This is a genomic window from Bacteroides uniformis (assembly GCF_025147485.1).
In the GTDB taxonomy this organism is placed as follows: domain Bacteria; phylum Bacteroidota; class Bacteroidia; order Bacteroidales; family Bacteroidaceae; genus Bacteroides; species Bacteroides uniformis.
Genome location: NZ_CP102263.1, coordinates 269,761 through 291,745, shown reverse-complemented (window position 1 = coordinate 291,745; position 21,985 = coordinate 269,761). Strand labels below are relative to the sequence as shown.

12 protein-coding genes are annotated in these 21,985 nt (G+C 44.0%); 1 reads left to right on the top strand and 11 read right to left on the bottom strand.

The window, feature by feature from the left end:
- Nucleotides 1–11 precede the first annotated feature (11 nt).
- Nucleotides 12–3,251 carry a TonB-dependent receptor gene (locus tag NQ510_RS01255; protein WP_005829787.1) on the bottom strand — a complete coding sequence of 1,080 codons (3,240 nt, stop codon included), beginning with the start codon at nucleotides 3,249–3,251 and terminating at the stop codon, nucleotides 12–14.
- Nucleotides 3,252–3,361: 110 nt separating this feature from the next.
- Entirely contained in the window at nucleotides 3,362–4,381 is a 1,020-nt protein-coding gene (locus NQ510_RS01250) for a FecR family protein (protein ID WP_008664214.1), read from the bottom strand.
- Nucleotides 4,382–4,534: 153 nt separating this feature from the next.
- Here NQ510_RS01250 and NQ510_RS01245 point away from each other — a divergent pair, with 153 nt between their 5' ends.
- On the top strand, nucleotides 4,535–5,083 hold the full coding sequence (locus NQ510_RS01245) for an RNA polymerase sigma-70 factor (protein WP_005829791.1): 549 nt from the start codon (nucleotides 4,535–4,537) through the stop codon (nucleotides 5,081–5,083).
- A 69-nt stretch (nucleotides 5,084–5,152) separates the two neighbouring features.
- On the opposite strand, the gene NQ510_RS01240 is transcribed toward NQ510_RS01245, so the two are convergent.
- From NQ510_RS01240 to NQ510_RS01200, 9 genes are all read right to left on the bottom strand, one after another.
- A complete protein-coding gene (locus NQ510_RS01240) occupies nucleotides 5,153–7,363 on the bottom strand; it encodes a glycoside hydrolase family 3 N-terminal domain-containing protein (protein ID WP_005829794.1) in 2,211 nt (736 codons plus the stop codon).
- Between the two features lie 106 nt (nucleotides 7,364–7,469).
- Nucleotides 7,470–8,240: a hypothetical protein gene (locus NQ510_RS01235; protein ID WP_005829796.1), complete on the bottom strand. Its 771-nt coding sequence runs from the start codon at nucleotides 8,238–8,240 to the stop codon at nucleotides 7,470–7,472.
- Nucleotides 8,241–8,251: 11 nt separating this feature from the next.
- A complete protein-coding gene (locus NQ510_RS01230; protein ID WP_005829798.1) occupies nucleotides 8,252–10,972 on the bottom strand; it encodes a glycoside hydrolase family 2 in 2,721 nt (906 codons plus the stop codon).
- Nucleotides 10,969–12,765: a glycoside hydrolase family 2 protein gene (locus NQ510_RS01225; protein WP_005829800.1), complete on the bottom strand. Its 1,797-nt coding sequence runs from the start codon at nucleotides 12,763–12,765 to the stop codon at nucleotides 10,969–10,971. The genes NQ510_RS01230 and NQ510_RS01225 overlap by 4 nt, the downstream gene beginning before the upstream one ends.
- 39 nt (nucleotides 12,766–12,804) lie before the next feature.
- Entirely contained in the window at nucleotides 12,805–14,799 is a 1,995-nt protein-coding gene (locus NQ510_RS01220) for a glycoside hydrolase family 97 protein (protein ID WP_005829802.1), read from the bottom strand.
- Between the two features lie 14 nt (nucleotides 14,800–14,813).
- On the bottom strand, nucleotides 14,814–16,106 hold the full coding sequence (locus NQ510_RS01215) for an acetylxylan esterase (RefSeq protein WP_008664209.1): 1,293 nt from the start codon (nucleotides 16,104–16,106) through the stop codon (nucleotides 14,814–14,816).
- 13 nt (nucleotides 16,107–16,119) lie between these two features.
- The gene (locus NQ510_RS01210) at nucleotides 16,120–18,183 is read right to left on the bottom strand and encodes an alpha-galactosidase (protein WP_005829807.1); all 2,064 of its coding nucleotides are present in this window, start codon (nucleotides 18,181–18,183) and stop codon (nucleotides 16,120–16,122) included.
- Between the two features lie 47 nt (nucleotides 18,184–18,230).
- Nucleotides 18,231–20,111 (bottom strand): FAD-dependent oxidoreductase, encoded by a 1,881-nt coding sequence (locus NQ510_RS01205; protein ID WP_005829809.1) that lies wholly within the window; start codon nucleotides 20,109–20,111, stop codon nucleotides 18,231–18,233.
- A gap of 136 nt (nucleotides 20,112–20,247) precedes the next feature.
- Nucleotides 20,248–21,978: a RagB/SusD family nutrient uptake outer membrane protein gene (locus NQ510_RS01200; protein WP_005829812.1), complete on the bottom strand. Its 1,731-nt coding sequence runs from the start codon at nucleotides 21,976–21,978 to the stop codon at nucleotides 20,248–20,250.
- Nucleotides 21,979–21,985 lie beyond the last annotated feature (7 nt).

Genomic DNA, 21,985 nt, shown 5'->3' with positions numbered 1-21,985 from the left:
TTTAAGTAAGTTTAGAATGATAAGTTCAGTCCAAGTACGTAGGAACGTGCAGTCGGGTAAGAGGCAAACCAACTGTTGTCATAGTTCAATACGCTGCGTATATCACAGAATGTATAAGGATTCTCCACACTGATATTGACTCCCAAACCGCTCAGTCCCAATTTCTTTACAAAATTCTTTTCAAAATTGTATCCTAAAGTGATATTCTTTATTTGGATGTATGTAAAGTCTTTGTAATAGCTGTGTCCGTCGAAGTTGTTATATGCTGGAGAAGCATATTTGGAATTGGTGTGTTCCGGTGTCCAGTAATCGGCATTATGCAGATAGTTGTATAAGTTGTAACTCCAACTTCCGATATTGGCTTCGTTCAACTCACGTGTAACTTTGAAGGTTCCATTCAGTAGGAATGACAAGTAAAAGTTCTTGTAAGTCAATGTATTGCTCATAGACATGAGGAAGCTTGGATTCTTTGAACCGATGATAACTTTGTCATTGGAGTCAATATAACCGTTTCCGTCTGCATCTTTCACTTTGGCAGAACCTGGTTTGGCACCTTTTTGGATCTCTTTTTCTGTACCGTCTGCTGCGGTATAGGTGAATTTGTCACCTTCCTGCCAGATGCCGTCGACGTCATAGTCGTAGTAAACTCGCAAGGGTTTGCCGATGAACCATTTATTGGTGATATCATCTTTTTTGTCACCACGTAGGTCTACAATCTTGTCACGGTTCAGTGAAAAGATGATTCCGGTGCTCCATTCGAAGTCCTTATTACGTATGTTGACGGTGTTCAAGGTAAATTCAACACCTTTATTGCGTGTTTTACCCACATTATCCCAAATGGTTTTATAGCCGTTCATGATAGGAACAGTACGTTTCATCAGCAAGTCTTTTGTGTTGGCGACATACATTTCAATGTTACCGTTGATACGGCCGTTGAAGAATGAATAGTCGATACCGACGTTGAATGTTTGGGTTGTTTCCCACTTTAGATTCGGATTTCCGACACCGTCGTTGGCCAGATAAGCACCGTTGACACCTGCTCCACCGTCACCCCAGATATAGTTTGTGAGGTGCAGACGGTCCAATGTCTGATAGGGGTTGATGGCTTGGTTACCGTTAGAACCATAAGATACGCGGAGCTTCAATTGGTCCAGCCAGTTTTGTGCATTTTCCATAAAACTTTCGGAAGCAATGTTCCATGCAGCAGCCACTGACGGGAAGAATGCATACTTGTTGTTTGCACCGAAGGCAGAATAACCGTCGGAACGTCCGGTCAAAGTCAGCATGTATTTCCCTGCATATGAATAGTTCAAGCGAAGCATATAAGACAACATCGAGGTTTCTGATAAACCGGATCCTACAGTCTTATTTTTCTCACCTGCATTGATGTTATGATAACTGGAATCATCGTTTACAAAACTTTCGGCACTTGACTTGGAAGTCTTTTTCTGAGTTTGTTGTACACTGAACAAACCTGTAGCGTCGAAACGGTGCTTGCCAAATTCACGATTATATTTGAGCAGATTTTCCCAAGTGTAATCCCAGTAGTGTTCATTGTTGATGCTGGCTTTTCCGCTGGCTGTTCTACCGTCTTTGGTGTCACGGCCATAGTATGTGCCGGTAAAGTCGCTACGATAGTTGTAACCAAAGGTTGTACGGGCTGAAAGACCTTTTACCGGCAACAGAATGTCAGCATAGGTGTTGATGAAGAAGTTACGTCTTGTTTGATCTTGATCGGCATTGACATTGGCCATCGGGTTAATAATCAGAGATTGGTCCATAGGTTCTTCATAATACTTGCCGTTTTCATCTTTGTAGATACCATAAGGACTTTGCTTTACAGCATGTTCAATATTCGGGGTTATACCACCGCCATCTCTTTGAATAAATTGGGTCTGTATACCGATAGTCAGCCATTTATTTAATACTTGTGTGACACTCAAATTGATATTGTAACGTTTCATGGCGGAGTTGTAGACTACACCTTCTTGATCCAGATAGGAAACTGCCCCCATATAAGTGGTGCTTTCAGTACCTCCGGAAATGCCTACTTGATGTTCCATGGTAAATGCATTGCGGAAAATATAGTCCTGCCAGTCGTTTGTAACGCCTTTCTTGTAATTTATAAGTTCGCTGGCACTCAGAATATTCTCAGGAGCCAATTGGTCACCGCTCCATCCATCTTTCAGGCGTGCAATGTCTTGTTTAAATGTGATGTATTCGTCTGGAGTCATCACATCAATGGTCTGTTGGGGTTGCGACATTCTGAACTGCCCTTTGTATGTAACTTGGGGTGCACCTTTCTTGCCTTTCTTTGATTGAATCAAGATGACACCATTGGAACCGCGTGAGCCGTAGATAGCTGCTGCGGAAGCATCTTTCAAGACACTAAGGCTTTCGATGATGTTTGGGTCAATATCACTCAAAGAACCGTTGTAAGGAATACCGTCCAATACGATGAGCGGTGCATTGTCAGCACTTAATGAGTTTTCACCACGTACACGGAGGGTTTGGTCTGCACCCGGTTTCGCATCACCAGTAGTTACGCTTAAGCCCGGGATTTGTCCTGCAAGACGGTCCATCAAGTTACTGCTATTTATCATGTTCAGCTTCTTCTGGTCTACTGATACCAGACCTCCGGTCAGGTCGGACTTACGCTGTGTACCATAGCCGATTACCACGACTTCTGCCAGTGTTTTACTGTCTTCCACTAACTTTACGGTACTGTTTCTACCAGCTTTTACAGTCTGTGTTACATAACCGATATAGGAGATTTTGAGATTACTCCCTGCCGGTGCGTTGATTGTGTATTTTCCGTCAAGATCTGTAATGACACCAGTACTGGTTCCTTCCACCATGACATTTGCTCCGATAATCGGTTCACCACTTTCGTCAATTACTGTACCAGAGATGTTCTGTGGTTGTCCGGATATTGCCTTGTTATTCTTTCCGGTATATAAAATAATGTGTGTTGCGTCGATTTCAAATTTAACATTGGTCCCTTTCAATAAGGCTGCTATTGTCTTATTAATAGTTTCATTCTTAACATTCAAGCTGACTTTCTGTTTGATGTCTATTTGCTGCGATTCATAGAAGAAAGTGTATCCACTTTGCTTTTCCACTTTTGGCATAGCCTCTGATAATGGGATATTTGTGAACTTCAGTGTGATCAGTTTCTCTTTCTTTTGTGCAGAAACCGGGGCACATAGAAGTACCAGTATAAGAATGATGAGTTGTTTTCTTATATCCATAATTGTCTTAAATTTAAAGATTAATGTAGGTGTTTACTTTTCGTTAATTATTAAATAATGTGCATTTCTCATTTGTTTGTTTGGCATAAGTTTTTAATTTTGTTACTGTTTCATTTTACTTTTTGTTTTGTGTCTGCAAACGAAATTGTCAACTCATTCTCTTCGTTAAAGGTATATTTCATAGGTTGGATGCGTGCCATGATGCGGAGTATTTCGTCCAGCGGTTCGCTACGCAACGTAAACGTATAGAAATATTTATTGGATAATGTAGGATCCACGTCTATCTTTATCCGATACCATTTAGAAAGCAGTTTGCAAATGTCTCCCAATGAACGGTTTCTGAATACGAGTTGTGTATTTGCCCACGAAGAGGCAAAATGTACATCATCTTTTTCTACCTTAAGTGTAAGGGTTTTCCGATTAAAAGTAGCTGTTTCGCCCGGTTTGAGGAAACGGTTCTCTGTCTCGGTTTCCAAAGAGACGGACCCTTCTACCAAACTCACCAATGTATTTTCCGAACCGGGGAATGCATCGACATTGAATTTGGTTCCGTGAACTACGATACGCATACCTTCTGTCTGCACAATAAAAGGTTTGTCAGCATCGTGTGCTACATCGAAGTAAGCTTCACCAGTTACATTTACGATACGCTCATCCTTATTCATTTGTGATCCGTATTGCAAAGAGGTCTCTGTATGCATCCATACTTCGCTTCCGTCAGGAAGGAGAACCTTAGACTTACCCGACAAATTAGAGTATAACTGCGGCATGGCTTCAGGCTGTCCGTTAAGGAATCCTATGTAGAATGAGCAACCGATGGCAACAGCTATACATGCAGCTACTGCGTAGCGGTATATCCGTTTCAGTTCGAAGCGTTTCTTTGCAGGTTTTTCAGTCTGCTTAGGCTCGCTGGCGTGCATACGGTTGACAAGTTCATTCCAATAATATTCGGTATTGGGCGTGTAGTTTTCTACATTTGCCTGAATTTTTTCCCATAACAGTTGCAATTCCTTGAATAACGCTTCGTTGTTACTGCTGCGTAACCAAGTCTCCAATTGCCGCTCTTCGTCTGCGGAAATTTCCTGTTTCAACTTAGGAATGATTAAATTCCAAGGAACACTTTTTTTCATGATCATGATGTTTTTATAGGCCTTCACTTATATGACACATCACTTGGGTTTAACCCTTATTCCAATTCCAATTATTTTTTTAATAAATTTCGAGGAACAAATAATATTAGTATCTTTGCCGCTCAAGAAGCCCTTATCTAATATAACTTCGATATGCCTGCAGAAGATGATATCCTATTGTTACAGTTAATCAAACAAGATGACGAGAAGGCTTTCAAGCACCTTTTCGATACTTATTTTGTTTCACTCTGCCGCTTCATGTCCCTTTATCTGAGAGACAAGCAGGAGATAGAAGAACTGGCCCTTTCCATCTTTATGAATTTGTGGGAGGGTAGGGCCGACTTGACTCTTAAAATCTCATTCAAGGCTTATCTTTTCCAGTCTGCACGCAATCGTTGCCTGAATGCTTTACGCGATGAAAAGGATACGGTTCCCATCGAGGGAGGAGAAGAATATGGATATGCTCTTGCGGCTGATACTTCGGTGGAGATGGAAGAACTGAACCGATTGATTGAAGAAGCTGTTTGTTCCCTTCCGGACAAATGTGGGCAGGTTTATCGCAAAAGTAGGGAGGAAGGGAAGACTAATCAAGAAATTGCCGGGGAAATGGGGATTTCTGTCAAGACGGTGGAGGCCCAAATAACCAAAGCCTTGAAGCATATCAAGAAATTTTTAGGAGAACAGTATACTTATTTGTTCTAAAATAGAAATTGCAGGCCATCTGTCTTTTAGAAGGATGAAAGGAGGATGGCCTGCAATATAAAAAGAAGATTAATCTATAACCGTGAATTTTACTTTCTGGTCTTTCACTATTACATAATATTCTCCATTTTCAAGGAAATGTTCACCATTGGCATTTACAAAACCAAGATCACGCATCGGGTCTATTTCAAAGCGGAATATATGTGTTTCACCTGCTTTAATTAGTTGCTTTTCGAAGTGCTTCAATTCTTTGCATGGACGGGTAATCGTGCTAAATGGGTCTGAGATAAACCAATGCACCACTTCTGCACCGTCACGTTTGCCTACATTGGTGACTGGGATTTCCATTACCAACTTTTCACCGCGTCTGATGGTTTCTTTGGGCAAGTTGATATTACCATAATTAAAGGTGGTATAACTCAAGCCGTATCCGAATTCATACAGTGGGGAAGAGGAGATGTCTTGATATTTGCCACTTTGTGGACGGGCTGTTTTGCGCTGATTGTAATAGATTGGAATCTGTCCGGTGGAACGTGGAAAAGTAATGGAAAGCTTGCCCGAAGGATTTACCCGGCCGGACAAGACACCTGCCAATGGTTTACCGCCAGGTACTCCCGGTTGCCACATTTCAACGATAGCGTCACAGAGAGGTTCCACTTTAGAGAGTCCCAAAGGACGTCCGTTAGCCAGTACCAGAACAATCGGTTTGCCTGCTTTCTTCATTTCAGCAATGAATTCCTCTTGAATGGCAGGCAGTTCTATGATGGAACGCGATGCGTTTTCGCCACTCCACTTTTTCTTTTCACCCATGCAGAGTAGAATGACATCTGCTTTCCGGGCTACAGCCAGTGCCTCACTGAATTTGGAAGTGTCGTTACCGTCGAAACCACAACCCTCGGTATAAATCAGTTCAGCCTTGCCTGCAAATTCTGCATCCAGCGCCTTTTTGATGGGGAGGACATCTTCTGCATGTCCATGTCCATACCATGACCCCAGGAGCTCGGCACTGTTTTGTACCAGAGGCCCCATGACGGCGATAGTTGGCTTGTTCCCGTTTGCCAGAGGGAGTACCTTGTTTTCATTCTTCAGTAGAACAATGGTCTCCTCTGCCAGTTTCTCTGCAATAGCCAGGCTTTGTGGAAGGAGGAAGCGCTCTTTTTCTGTAGATGTCGGGGTGTAGGGATTGTCAAAAAGTCCAAGGCGGAATTTGATACGGAGCACGCGTTTCACTGCATCGTCCACCAATTGCATGCTTATTTTACCTTCTTCCACCAGCTTTGCCATATGCTTGTCATAGCAATGCCCCATCATGTCCATTTCCAGGCCGGCGTTGAAAGCCAGACGGGCAGCTTCTTTGCGGTCGGCAGCATGGCCTTGGTCAATAAGTTGCGGTACTGCAGACCAGTCTGAAACAACAAAGCCGTCGTGTTTCCAACGGTTCTTCAGAATTTCTGTCATCGTGTAATGGTTGGCGCTTCCGGGAGTACCGCTGATGTCATTGAATGAACTCATTAAAGTAGCGGCACCGGCTTTTACGCCAGCTTCATAGGGAGGAATATAGGTGTCCCACAGAGTCTGATTGGAGATTTCCGTATAAACATAGTCACGTCCTGCTTCAGAAGCGCCGTATCCGATATAATGTTTAAGGCAGGCGGCTACTCGCTTGCTGTCGGACATGTCTTCACCTTGGTATCCTTTGATAGATGCGACACCGAATACAGCATTGGTATAAGGGTCTTCGCCATAGCCCTCTGCAACGCGTCCCCAGCGTCCGTCTCTTGCCACGTCAATCATAGGGGAAAAAGTCCAGTCTACCCCGGACATGCGTGCTTCCTGGGCGGCAACGGCACATGCTTGTTCTACCAATTGGGGATTCCAAGAACATGCTTGTCCCAAAGAGATGGGATAAATGGTACGGAACCCGTGGATGACGTCGTATCCGAAAAGGATGGGGATACCCAGACGTGATTCTTCCATTGCTTTTCTCTGAGCCTCGTTACGCAGATTGGCATCTTCATCAAAATAAATGAGGGAGCCTAATGTGGCAGGAATTTTTTTTACTTCCTCACCACGATTGTTCTCGTTGTTATTCCGCCCCAAAGTGTACTGGTTGAGTTGTTGTACCTTTTCTTCCAGTGTCATTCTGCTGACCAGGTCATTCACACGCTCCTCAATGGGAGCTTTGGCATCTTTGTAGATGGGTTGCTTTTTGTTTGCAGCCATTGCTCCGGCCAGGCAACCACTTAAAAGGAGGCAACTGATAAATGTTAGTTTCTTCATGATATATATAATTATGCTATTCTCATTAAATAAGACACGTTTTTCGGAATCTGCTCCTACACAAAGGTCGTTTTTTTAAGGAATATAAACAAGTACATGCAAGGGCTTATTTGAAAATAGGCTTATCGGTTAGTGTCATGGAAGCTTGTTCGTTATTTTTTAGTTCAAATACCACTATTTCATTATTACCTGCTATCAGAGCACCAGCAGGTATCTCCAGGGTCTTTTCTGTATTTTCTTCCCAGTAGGCACCCAAGTATTGCCCGTTTATCCAGACTTCTCCCATTCCCCAGCCAGACACGTCAAGAAAGGTCTCTTGTGCCGGATTGCTTACTGTGACACCACCTTTACGGAAGCAAGGGATGGAGGAGGTACCTTCTTTGAAAGTTATTCCGGCCACATCGCATTCCTTAATTTCCAATGGGGTCATCTTCCAGCCTTCTAAATCTGTCTTTCCCAATGTTATGCTGCCGTAGATACCTTTTGAATTGTCCAGAATTTCAGGACCATAGGTAATACGTCCGATATTTTCAGTATAGATACTAAGTTTGTGTATACCTATCGGTAGATTGGTTTTCAAGCTTTTACTGCTATCTTTTAAATATCCTTGCAGTTTGCCGTCTGCATAGACCACAGCATAATCCCGTACGTTTTCAATAGTTAGTGTGGGATTCTCCTCTTCCACATCAACGGTTGTCTCATAGAGGGCATAGCCAAAATCCATATCCAGCTCATTCATGGGCAGTAAGGCATCATCTTCTACAGTTTCTCCATAAACTTGTTCCAATGGAGCTGTTTGTGACATTTTTATCTCTTGTGCTGCTGCCGGTCCGACCGGCAGCAACAAAAGAGCCCAAAGCAAGAATAATTTCATCATATTTCCTTTATTTATTTCTTTAAGAATGATTCAATGTAGGACTCGTCAACGGTAATTTGTGGAGCGAATTTGTCACTCTTTACGTAGCGGTCAATGCTTTCCAGCAATTGCTGGGTGGCAGGACGTTCGTTGATGTTTTTCTGGGTATCTACGGCCAGTACCAGTAGACTGCCTTTCTTCACTTTTGCTTCGAAACCAATACCGAGCTTTTCATTATTGTCGTAATGGTCTATTACTTGTATGAAAGGCCGCAGTGCTGCCGGAGCATCTTTCATCTCAATAACCTTGGCATTTTCCAGAATGTCCCACCACTGCCAGTCAGTATGGTAGGAAGTTATGAAATGCTCGAATATAGGCTGGTCGTCATGAATCAGACAGCCAATGGTCATAGGAGGCCATTTGAACATTATCGGATTCCAAAAGTGATTGTGGAACACGGATTTACGACCTTTTACTTTGGAAGGTTTGGGGCAGAGTACCACTTTCTTGCCATCGGCAAGGTGTTGTTTTGCTTTTTCATCGAATACTGTGGTGTAGAGCACTTCACTAGTGGACTGCATTAAGTTGCTATGACGGGGATATACCCAGATATCCCAGCTGTTTTTTACGTGTGCAACAGAAAGATGGACCGTCAGCTTCTGTGGTTCAGTGATATTGTTCAATGCATAACTGAAACTGCCAAGTGGAAATACCCCGTTCTTTCCGACAGTTTGTGTTTTCAGTTTTCCGCTCTTAAGGGTTTTACCGTTGCTGTCGGTGATACTCCAATTGATTTTTGCGTTTTTCAATAGGGTAGGTCCATAATTGTATATTTCCGCTTTTCCTTCAAATACCTCATCATTGTAAAGTGCGCGTTTGTCGAAACGGAGCAACGCAACAGTCGGTGCACAGAACTCGCGCCACTTTTCCGGTGTGATGAGCCCTTTGGTATTCCAGAAAGGATCGAGAATGCCTACCGGTGCATATCCTTGTCCGGTAAAATCATTCAGAGACAGTAATTGGAAACCGCCTTTCAGATAAGTGCGCAACTGGGCTTCTATGACATCCTTGTACTCTATGGCGGTCAAGGCTCCAGAAGCACGGAAGAAGTCATGTGCTTGGTCGAGCATGTGGTTTTTGTCCAGCAGTTCACGGAATATCTCGAAATTACGCGCTTGTACGGGGCCGGTGAAGTTCTTTATTTCCTCGAAATTGGGATAGATGCACCGCTGTCCGGATTCATGCGAGATGATGGGCAGGCCTACTCCCAGTTCCTTGTTTTTGTCCCAGTTTGTATAAGGACGTCCTTCGTAGATAGCCATGTGTCCTTTGGTAGTCTGATGGGTAATGTAGAACTGGTCTGATTTGACACGTGTGCGGGCTGTGGAACCGCTGTATAGACGGCGGTTATCCAACTGGCGGGCTGTGGCGGTAAGCTCTTCTATGAAACTGAAATCGCCGGTAATTTCGTTTCCGTTACAGTAGAGAATGAAGGAAGGGTGATTCCCATATTCTTTCAAGATACCCCGCAGCTCGCGACGGAAGAAATTCCAGCGCTTCTCATCGGGTTGGGCATCTTTACCCCACATCGGCATTTCCACCTCCAGATAGACACCCAGCTTGTCTGCCATACGGAACGCAGCGGCAGGAGGACACCAGGAGTGGAAGCGCATATGGTTCATACCATATTCTTTTAGGATACGGAGTACACGTTCCCAAGAGGCATCGTCCACGGGAGCATAGCCGGTCTTGGGGAACACTGCGTTTTCAACGGTACCGCGCAGGTGTATGGGTTCGCCATTAAGGATGATATGGTCCTCACCAGCCTCTACTTCGCGCATACCGAAAGTTGTGCTTTTCTCATGCGCATAGGATTGGCCCTCTACACTGGAAGTCAACTTACAGTCCAACGTATAAAGATTGGGATGGAACTCATTCCACAAATGGATATCCTTACTCAAAAACATTTCTTCCTCGATATAAGTAATGGAATCGGTCACTGTTACTGGTACTTCCTTTTGTAGTCTATAGTCCTTTCCTGACACGTGGAAGGATATTTTGCCGCTGGCGGTATGTTCTGTACAGTTGCGGACAGTCATTTTGACTTTGATGCTTTTGTTCTTGATGTCCGGATAGACCTGCATGTCATCTACATAGACTGGGTCTACAGCTACCAGCTTAATTTCGCCCAATACTCCGTTCCAGTTTATTTGGGTAAATTCGGAGTGGGCATGGTCCCATTTATGGGTATCGTACTGGTAGCGGTTGTCTATACAGAAAGTTATCAGTTCTTTTTTGCCTGGATGTAGCCATTGGGTCAGTTCGTGGTTGTGGGGAATACTGATGTAGTCTATTTTACTCACTTCTTCTTTGCCTACATATACCGAACTGAGCCAGTGTGTACGTTCAAAATAGAGGAAAATGCGTTTGCCTTTCCATGCCGCAGGAATTTCTATTTCTCGCTGGTACCATGCGGGGCCCATATATTCGTAGACACGGGTCAGCCTATCCAGGTGGCGGTAAGGAGATTTGTAGCCTATTTTATAGTCATCTGTAATTCCCGGCAGAACGATGCTTTCCTGCAGGCGATGGCAGTAACGTACGTCCAGTGAACCTCTCCGGAAGTCCATGACATCTGTCTGGAATGCCCATTCACCAGACAAGTCCATTTCATTCTTTTCTTGGGCATGCCCGCTCCAGACCATAGAGGTCAGGAGGAGGGCAGCCATGTAGTGTTTTATTTTGTGCTTCATTGTTCTGTTTTCTTTTGGTTATAGTAATCACGCATGATGTACCATGCTTTTTTGCGTTGTCCCTGGTCGGAAACCAGTCCTTTACGGTTCCATTCCCCTCCCTGGTGTGGATGGAAACGGAAGGGAGAACGGAAATCCAAAAGAATCCACGGCGATGTTCCGCGCAGGTTGGGGATATGCTTAAACATTTCCAGATTGTCCTTGTAGAGTTGTGCCTGATAATCCTCACTCCAAGAACTCTTGACTTCCGCGTCGCCATGTTTGCCATAGAGCGCTTCGCCTCCGAACTCGGAAATGAAAAGAGGTTTGCCGGGAGCTACATTCCAGACAGCCTGGTCCGGAGCCAGTGGCCAGTCATGATACCATCCCATATATTTGTTGATGGCTACCATGTCCAGGATGTTGATAATGGAGTCATTCATCTCAAAGTCCCGGCTTTCGCGGTTGAAGCGTACCAAATCGAAGGCGGCCGTAATCAGACGGGTTGAGTCGATGTCCAGGCAACATTGTTTCATGTGTTTCAGAAATTCATTGCGCGGGGCGGAAGTGGCTGTTTCATTGGCAATCCCCCAAAAGGCAACGGAACAACGGTTTTTGTCGCGCATCACCATCTCTTTAATCATTCTGCCTGCTTTCTCACGGGTAGCGGTATTTTTGAAGTCAATCCCTTGCCAGATAGGTATCTCTTCCCATAAAAGAAATCCCATTCTTTCTGCTAGGCGGACAGTATATTCATTTTGTGGATAATGTGCCAGACGAATCATGTTGGCACCCAGCTCTTTGGCTTCGGACAACAGCATTGTTGCGTCCGCTTCAGAGAAGGCACGCCCGCGGCGTTGCGGAATTTCCTCGTGGAAGCTGATACTGCGCAGGAAGATGGGCTGGTCGTTCAGATAGATATCTTCACCTTTTACATAAAGGTTACGGAAACCAATTTGCTCGTTGAGCCGGTCACTTTCCGAAGTGATGGTTACATCATACAGCTTTGGAGCATCCGGTGACCAACGTTGCAGTTTTTTGGTTTTGATAGTGGCCTGGGCAATTCCGTTGGCATCGGTAGTCATGTTCTGTCTGATGCCCAATTCGGGGATGGCGACTTGTACGTTGATGCCAGGCTTTGCTTCGGATAAGGTTACTTTGGCACGAATCAGGTTGGATTGTACCTTGTCCAACTGGATGAAATGGTCTTTGATGTAGCTTTGTGGAACGCTTACCAACATTACATCGCGTGTGATGCCGCCGTAATTCCACCAGTCAAAGGACATGGCAGGGATGGCATCCGTGGTGCGGGTATTGTTGACTTTCACCACCAGGAAGTTGTCCTTTTGCTTTACCTTATCTGTGATTTCCACCTGGAAGGGAGTGAATCCGCCTTCATGACTGGCTATTTTCTCCCCGTTCAGATATATTTTGCTACGGTAACTTACCGCACCGAAATAGAGAAACAAACGTTTGCCGTCAGTCTTTGGGGTATCGAAAGAGCGTCCGTACCATACTGTTCCTTCATAAAATTTCAACTCGGGCATTTGTGAATTGAAATCGGCAGGTACATTCAGGACCAAACCTCCGTCGAAAGAGTATTCATAAAATTGCTTGTTGTCTTGAGGTTTTCTGTTTTTGTACACCTGCATCCTTTCTCCTTGGTCATAAAGGTCTACAATGGCTCCCCACTTCCCATTCAGTAGCTGGTAATCGCGTCCGTAAACATTGGACAATAAGTCTTGTGCTTGTGACTTGCCTCCCAGTACAGACACTGCGAGCAAACAAGTAATCATTAATCTTTTAATTTTCATAAATCGTATGTATCAGTTAACGTTTAAAAAGCCTATGAATTATTCTTTGTATATTTTCAATGCGCATCCGCCTCCTTGTGCCATTTTGACGGTCAGTTTACGGGATGCAGGAATGTCTGTGACGGTCTTTTGGTAGTCGGAAGCCAGGCGGTTGGCATTCACTCCGTCATGAAACATTTCCGCTTTCCATCTGCCTGCACCGAGGAAAGAAAGGTCCAGTGTCAGAGTACGTGCATCCCAATTGGTTAGGGAGCCGACATACCAGACATCTCCTTTCCTGCGCGCCATTGTAATGTATTTTCCAATTTCTCCGTTCATGGCTATTGTTTGTTCCCAAACGGTAGGGATGGTAGCGATGAATTCCGTGCATTCTTCTTCACGGTCGTAATTGGTGGGACTGTCGCACAACATGTTCAATGGTGATTCAAATACTACATATTCAGCTAATTGGCGGCAACGGGTTCCCTGGCTCATTGGGGTATCCATTGAGGAGTGGTAACACCGTTTGTTGGCATTGTGCATGGCGCCTTGTGTATAGTCCACCGGTCCGGCCAGCATACGGATAAATGGCATGGTGACATCGTAGGTTACCTGGTCGGTATGGATGTCACTCCACTTCATCTGTTCCAGCCCGTGAACGGCTTCATAGTTGATGACATTGGGATAAGTGCGGTTCAGCCCGGTAGGTTTGTACGTGCCGTGAAAGTCTACCATCAACTTATATTTAGCGGCAATTTCGGCAGCCCGGTAGTGGAAGTCTACCATTTCCTGGTCATCCCTATCCATAAAGTCAATCTTGAATCCTTTGATGCCCATTTCGGAATAGTGCTTGCATACATGTTCCATGTCGCGGGCAAAGGCATGGTAACCTGCCCAAAGGATGAGTCCTACATTCTTTTGCCTGGCATAGGCCGTGAGCTTTTTTAAATCAATTTCCGGTACAATTTGGAAAAGGTCAGCCTTGAGGTTGACAGCCCAGCCTTCATCCAGAATCACATACTCGATGCCATGCCGGGAGGCGAAGTCGATATAGTGCATGTATGTTTCATTGTTTATTCCAGCTTCGAAATCCACGCCTTTGATTCCCCAATGGTTCCACCATTCCCAGGCCACTTTGCCCGGACGTATCCATGAGATGTCTTTCATGCGTGATGGAGCAGCCAGCTTATAAACCATATCGTTATCTGCCAGCTCCTTGTCATTTCTTGCCACAACAATGATGCGCCAGGGTAGTTTGGCTTTCGGCTGGCAGGAAGCAATGTAGTTTTCACGCTCTGTGACTAATATTTGCAGTTGGTTATGCCCGCCTTGTTTTTTTGTTTTGGGGACGGCGGCAAAAGCGGAAGTGAGTGCTGTTCCCCCGTTTCTGTTGATGAGGAACATGCCCGGATAGCTCTCCACGTCGGATTCGGCAATACAAAGTTTACGGCCGTTTTCCTGCTCTATTACTACGGGGGTAAACATCAGTCTTTGGGGGTTCAGTCCGGATAGCTCTATATGTGTATAGGTGTTTTCAAAAGAGTTGGAGAACTGGGCTTCTATCGGTTGTTTATCGCCATCTTTTACATAAGGAACAATCGATTTGTAGTCCTTGTTGAAGTTGAAGGCGGCTTCTTCGTTTGTAACTTTGAACGGTCTGTTTCCGGTCGCTGCGAACCGGTATGCCATTCCTTCATTGTACATTCTGAAAATGAGGTTGAAATGTTCCCGGAAACTTAACGTCATTTCATTATAGACATCCTTTACTTCACTGCGTTTGTAGAAAGGAGAGGGAATCACCTCATTTGCCTGGCGATGACTGACTCTCTTAAGATGGGAGCCGTTACCCCAGACTGTCCTATTATCCAGATGTACTGATAAGGGAGAGGGGGCTACCAATGTATGCCCTTCTTCCGTCAGCTCGTAAGTGATCCGGTCACCTATATATAAGGTAACCTCCAACTTGCCGTCCGGTGAGTTCAGACGATATTCCTTTTGTCCGAACATGTTCGGGATGATGAAAAGCAGTGTTGTAATAAAAAAAAGTATTCTCATGATTCTTATAGTTTTTATTTTTTTTGTTGAAAGAAATCAGCGACCCATTTCCATGCGGCTGCCCATTGTTCTGGGTAGGCATAATGAGCCGTTTCTTCGGATACTAATATTTGTTTGGGTGCTTGAATTACATTGTAGGCAGAATAGGTAGTAGTGGGTGGACAGACCATATCATTATATCCGAATGAGTAGAATCCGGGAACTTTTATTTGGCGTGCAAAATTAACTGCGTCATAATAACGTGCTGTATTTGCCTTTTCTGCAGTCTGATTTTCTTGCTTGTTAAACATGTGTGGCCATCCTCCGGCACGGTTATGTATATAGCCGACCATGTCACAAAGAGCAGGGTAAAAGGCTACCAGTCCTTTGACACGTGAATCAAGTCCAGCTGTCACGATGGACAATCCTCCTCCTTGGCTACTGCCGAATGTTATCAAATTGCTCCCATCGAATTGTGGTAGGGAATAAATAAAGTCAATGGCACGTACACAGCCTAGATATACACGTTTATAATAGTATTTATCCCGATTATCCAGATTGAACGTGTGGTACCCTTTTAATGCTCCCATATAGAGATTGGTATATACCGGTCCTGACATGTTGACCGGAATACCGTGTATTCCTATTTCGAAAACAATCCAGCCATTGGCAGCATGTTCCACATCTCCGGCATAAGAACGTATTCCTGCACCTGGTAGCTTTAAAACTGCGGGATATCGACCTTTTGCTTTAGGCATAGCCAGCATGCCGTATAAGCGTGTATGGGATTCATAATTCTGTATATTCACATGGAATACATTCACTTTCTCTGTACAACGTTCGGGTACAAGGGTCATTTGTACATCCATTGGTGTCTTTTGAGCCTGGAGTTTTGCTGTTTCCCAGAAATTTAGAAAGTCTTCGGGCAATGATGTGATAGGTTTTAATTTTTCTGGATTGATTCCAACGGTTACTATCCCTTGGTATTCACGTCCTCCATATTTAACAAAGGCTTGGCAACGGAGAAAGCCAGGTTTTTCCATTGTTTTGGCTTCCACCGTGGCTGTCCCTTTTTCAGCTTGCAATATGCCTTCTTTGTGAGGCTTCATCATATCTTCTGAAATCTGGTACCGAATTTCTGTGTCAGGAATTGGTACGTTGTTTTTCAGTACCGTAATGCTGAATTTTATTTTTTCGCCTGGCTTATATAGCCAGTCTGTATGATTGGGAGTGATCTGTATCCGAATCAGCCGTTCGGCAGGTTGTCCGAAGGCTCGGTAAAACAGCATCAAGAAGGCGATTAAGAGTATACTCCTTGTGATTTTCATGTCAGTCTTTATTTTAGCGTTTGTTTTTAATTTCATACTTGTAGACAACATAGTCATTGATTGATGGCAGAGAGATTTCCAGCCTTCCTTTCTTTCCGGTTACTGCTGTCATCGCTTTGCCGTGTCCCATCAATGGGATACATCTTACTGTGACACCTTCTGGCAGCCAGGTTTCGACTTCTGTAGTCCCTTCTGGATGATTTTCACGGTACACAATCAAGTATCCTCTATCTTTCTTTAGAGACTGGAAGCCGGTCCAAGAGCGTCCCGATGGTTCATCTCCTATGGGTAGGATAGTGCCGGAATGCATGTCATGCTGAAATTTCTTGTAGGCTTCTGTATGTTCTCGTAATGTAAATGCTTCCTCGGGTAGATTGGTACCTTCCATCCAGGCAAGCGGCTGTCCTGCTAAAGTCGTAGCAAACAGATATTCAAATGAATAGTTTTCTGGAGCGAAGACTTCTCCTTTATATTTATCCGTATTTCTCCATTTGTTCAAGAACTCTATTTGCAGCTTTTCTGCCGGAACATATTTGGAAAGCATCCAGAGGTTACGCAAAGTCCAGTAAGGATAGTAGTTCTGCCAGTCGGTATAACGGTTTTCCAGAAAGATATTTCCATATTCATTGAACATGTGGTAGCCTCCGCGGCGGCTGGCTGTCGCATCAAGGTTGAAAATCACTGCCTCGTCCGTCTCTTCCAGCACTTTGTTGAATAAGCGGTGCAGGTTTGTTTCGGCTTCTTTACTGGGAATGGTGAGCCCGTCTATCTTGAATATTTTGATGCCGTATTCGCGATAGAGGCTGATGAGTGCTTGCGCATCTTTCTGCCAATCGGCAAAATCATTTTGTATGCTGGGATTGAACCAAAGACCGATTTCAATACCTAATTCCTTGCCACGCTTTACGATGGGATGCAAACCACGTGGATACTTTTGCGGATCGGGTTTCCAGTAGTCTTTATTGTCCCAAATGTTCTTGAATGAACCGCGGGCTACAGCTGAATTAGGACTTTTACCTATTTGCCAGCCATCATCAATCTGGAAATGGGTGATTCCCAGACGGGCGGCGCGTTCCAGTTCTTTCAAACAGAAGGATTCGTTTACTTTTGAGTCCTGGCTACGGTCTCCCCAGGTGTTCATCATAATCATCTCGTCGCGGTCGGCCCGGTAAGTACGTATATTCTTCTGATATGAACGAAGCGCTTGTAGGCGGCTCAGTTCATCTTCTCCGTATATTCCCAATACACATCCGTATGTTTTGGTCCAACGGTCGGGAGTCACGTCTTTCTCGGTAATGCCCAGACCGGTTACTGTAAACTTTCCGAAATCAGTCAGAAAATCCTTTCCTTGATAGGCTAATTGTACCGAAGAGCAGGGAGCCTCTTTTAAAAAGAAGATGCCACAGTTGTCCTCGCCATTAAAGGCAAACAGCAGATTGCCGCGATATCCCAGTTTGCGGTAGGAAATAATCTCTTTCTCGAAAACCAGGTTGTTGTGCCAGTCGGTCACATCGGAAAATTCCACGCTGCGAGCGTGCCAATGTTGTCCTTGGAAATGGAACTGGTCTAGTACAGCGGTTACTTCTTTAGATTTCATGTCTTCGGCGAATTCAATATTCTTCCGGTCGGCTGCACTAACTTCTCTGCCTCCGAAAATACTGTTTACTGTTCCTCTTAAATAGGTGTCGCAGGCTATGGCTGGACAATCATCATAAATACGATATACCCGTTTTATATCTAGCTTCTCCAGGCTGAAAGAAACTTCTACTTTCAGATAAGCGGGAAATATTTTAGTCTCTTTTACGGGAACTACTTTGAGTGAACCGTTTGATGGTTGCGGCAAATCTTTCGTTACTCTGAAATCTGGAGTAAGGCTGTGGTTCTTCCATGATTTTCCATTACTCTTGTCGGTCAGGCGGTAAGTTATGATATTTCCCCCGTTCCACAAAAAGGTACGTTCGACCAAATTGTTCCCGATGGTTAAAGTGTCATTTCTCAGAAAGCCGTAGCAGGTATCTTGTGCGTGTAACGAATATCCTCCGAAAAGGACAAATAATAATGTTAGAATATTTTTCATGATATGCGTGTTTTATTAATACTTAAATTGTAGTATCAACGTGTTTCTTACTTCTTGTTTTTTTCAATGGCAAATATACGAGGCTTTTTTAATAATTTTTGTTCATTGAACTTCTGATTATCGGGAATCCCTTCTTTTTTTCCTACTCCCTCTTTCATCAGTGCTTTCAATTCCGGTAGGTGTTTCTGATATACTCCTCTCGGAGTGGTGTTGTACTTTTTACATAAGGAAGCTGCCATCCCGACAACTTCGCCCATCATTCCGGTGGTACGCATTACGCGGACAGTGCCCAGTGCCACATGGGTAACACTGATATTGCGGCCCGCCATAAAAAGATTCTCGATATTTCTGGAATATAGGCAGCGATAGGGCACTGCATAAGGATATATATGGATGTGTTTGGTTGCTGCTTTGAAAGGCGCATCAGGAAAGTGTGATGCATTGAGCGAATCCGGGAAATGCAGGTCGATGCTCCAGGTTGTGACGAAGGAGGCATCTTCGTGATAGACATTTTTATCTATATCATCTTGCTTTAGAATATAATCGCCCAACAATCGGCGTGACTCGCGTTTTCCGGCAATATAGGCTACCCAGTCCAATGCGCGGTTCTTATATTTCTTGTTGTCCTTTAATTCATTTTTCAGAAAACTCCAATTAGAATAGATGACCATTAAGCCATAATCACGTATACGTTCGAAGTCGTCGATTTGATTGAAGTTCATGCCGGTTTCCCATTTCCATTCACCCATCGTCACTTTTTCGCAATTTTTTTCATTGAATTGCAGACCGTACGAGAAAATAGGGAAACGGGTAGGTTTACCTTTGTCTGCAGAGTACCATTGTACGGATGAACCCATTGTCATTTTGTCCGGTTGAATCGGTGCCAGCTCTTCTCCGTATTCGGCACGGGATTCGCGTCCCATGTTGTAGTCTGCACCGGCCAGATACCCGATGGTGCCGTCTCCGGTACAGTCGGAGAACAATGGTGCTTTCAGTTCCACTTCTTTTCCATTCTCTATATGCTTGATGATGACAGATTCTATTCTGTTGCCATCGGTCTTTACAGATATGGCACGGTAGTTGGCATAAAGGGTGATATTCTTTTCATTGGCGATAAAAAGCTCCTTCTTTTCATCTTCATAGTTTGCGGCAGGTTTGGCATTTCCTTCTTTAGAATGTCCGAATTCTCTTATCATACGTCCCAGTCCGGAATTGGGGCCTACTCCGATATTGCCCCCTAAGTGAACCCTGACTTCAGAGCTATTATTGCCGCCAAGTACTGGGCGGTCGTTGATTAATGCCACTTTGCATCCCAATCTGGAAGCGGTTGCGGCTGCACACATACCGGCTATACCGCCACCAGTTACAATCACATCATAGGAGTATTGCTCCGGTTCGGCTGGAATATCCAGCATCTTTTTACGGAAATCTGTCAGTTGTACAGTTTCGTTAGGAGGTAGTTGCTCTTTTTCTGTTGTAAAATAAATAGCATCGCAACGGCCATTGAAACCGGTCAAGTCTTTTAATGTTAGATTACTATTCCCAGCCTTTACTGAAATTTTTCCGGCGGGTTGCCACATCCATTGGTTGCCTTCATCCCCTAAAACTATAGGCAGCTTTTTATTACCGATTTTTAGAGTGAACTTTCCTGGTCCTTTGCCATCATGCCAAGGAGAAGTCCAGTTATAGGTACGTACATATACATAATATGTACCGCTCTCGGGAAAAGATATGGTAGTGGAAGCATCCTCAACCGGGACCCCCATTCCATGAGCCATTAGATAGGGTGACCCCATAAGGTCCATGAATTGCTGGTCTACTACCCATCCTCCTTTTTGGTCAAAGCTTTCTGCTTCTATCAATAGATTGGAGGCTGTGATAAGCTGGCTACAGAACAGTAGACTTAAAATCAATATAATTCTTCTCATAAATATGCGGTTCTTTATTTTGTTGTGGAAACGGTATAAAAGGGCTGCCCTGGATTTCTAATTTGCAGGGGCAGTCCTTTCATTACAGTTTGTTTATCCTTTTATTCACAATCTTTTTACCTATAATGTCTAACCGTTAATACCCTGGATTCTGTTTCATGTTTTCATTAATAATGATTTCAGATGTGGGGATTGGCCATAAATACTGCCGTTCGTCCCATTTGCGCTGGGAAAGTACTTGGATTAAGCCTTCTTTTTCCATAGCAGAGAAGTCTGCGATTCCATCTTCATCTATCTGTGGTGTAGTAGGCCAGAACCACAGTCCTTTTGATGTAACTTTGTCTCTTAATATGTCAGCAGGATATAGAATGCCGTAGTTCTTGGTGTTCAGAGCTTTGGTTGCCAATTTCCAACGAATGAGGTCCATGTAGCGGAGTCCTTCTTTAGCAAACTCTACGCGACGTTCCAGTCTGACTGTCTGGCGTAAGGACTTTTGGTCACGTGCTGTTACTGCCGGATATTTGTCTGTTTCAGAAGATTTCACTCCGTATGCTCTGGCACGTACACTATTGATGGCTTCTAATACAGATTCGTCAATCTTGTTCAGTTCAATCATGGCTTCTGCATAAGTCAACAATACTTCTGCGTAACGTATTTCAATATAGTCACTTTCCACTTTTTGTTTGTTATCTACCCAAGAATCGTCAATACCCTTTTTCCATAGCAATGCATTGAATGAGGTGTATTGCGCATTGGCACGGGTATCTTGGTTGGTTACCATTTTACCGGTTTTGTAGTTCATTACTTTTAATGCATCGGGATGAGGATCAAAGTCAAAGCTACAATGGCGGGTTCCAAATTCTACAATGGTGGCAGTACAACGGGGGTCACGGTTCTTGAAAGGATTGTGGGGATCAAAAAGAGGTGACTCGTCAATGGGCAACCCATCTGTACAGAGGAACGAAGCCAACAAGTCCCAAGAGGGTGCATACGAACCGTATCCTCCAGCATTTCTAGGCAGCTCATTTTTTGTGGCAGTAGCATCGTATAGAATGTTGTATTGCACGGAACGTGGGAATACAAGAATGCTTTCTATGGAATTTTTGGTATTCATCAGAAATAAGTCGCTGAAGTCGGGATGTAATTGATAAGCTTGCAAATTCATACACGCTTTAGCTGATTCGGCCGCAAGTTCCCAATCACCCATGTAAAGGGCAAAACGTGCTTTCATGGCTAATGCAGCACCTTTTGTGAAACGTTGTGTCGAGTTACCGGTATAAGATACTGGTAACATAGAAATTGCTTTGTCGAAGTCTTGGTAAATTAAAGGTATAATCTCTTTTTTGGGAGTACGTCCTTTTTGGAAGGCTTCTTCAATGTAAATATTCTTATCTAGCCAGACAACATCACCAAAGAAAGAAACGAGTACTGCATATTTACAAGCTCTTGTAAAGTAAGCTTCTCCTCTGTATTGATTCAATATTTTTTCAGAGACACCAGCCTTTTCGGCGCGCTCAGATTTTTCAAGAAATGTATTGGCCATCGTTATACATTTATAGTTTGATTGCCATTGCTCTACTGGATACCAGTTCTCTGTTCCACCATCACCATTTACTGTACCGTCTAGGAGGTTGCAACGATTCACATTTCTATAGGTGAAGTTGTCGGTGGCTTGTTCCAGAAGTCCCTGGTTCATTTTATTCCAATATCCGATTTTATAGAATTCATTGGCAGCCATCAATAGTTCTTCTTCTGAAGAATACCAGTTTTCAGTGGAGGCCTCAGACAATGGAACTAAGTCCAAGTCATTGCAGGAACTTGCTAAAAATCCAAGTCCTAAAGCTAATATTATAAATTTATGTTTCATTTTTTTT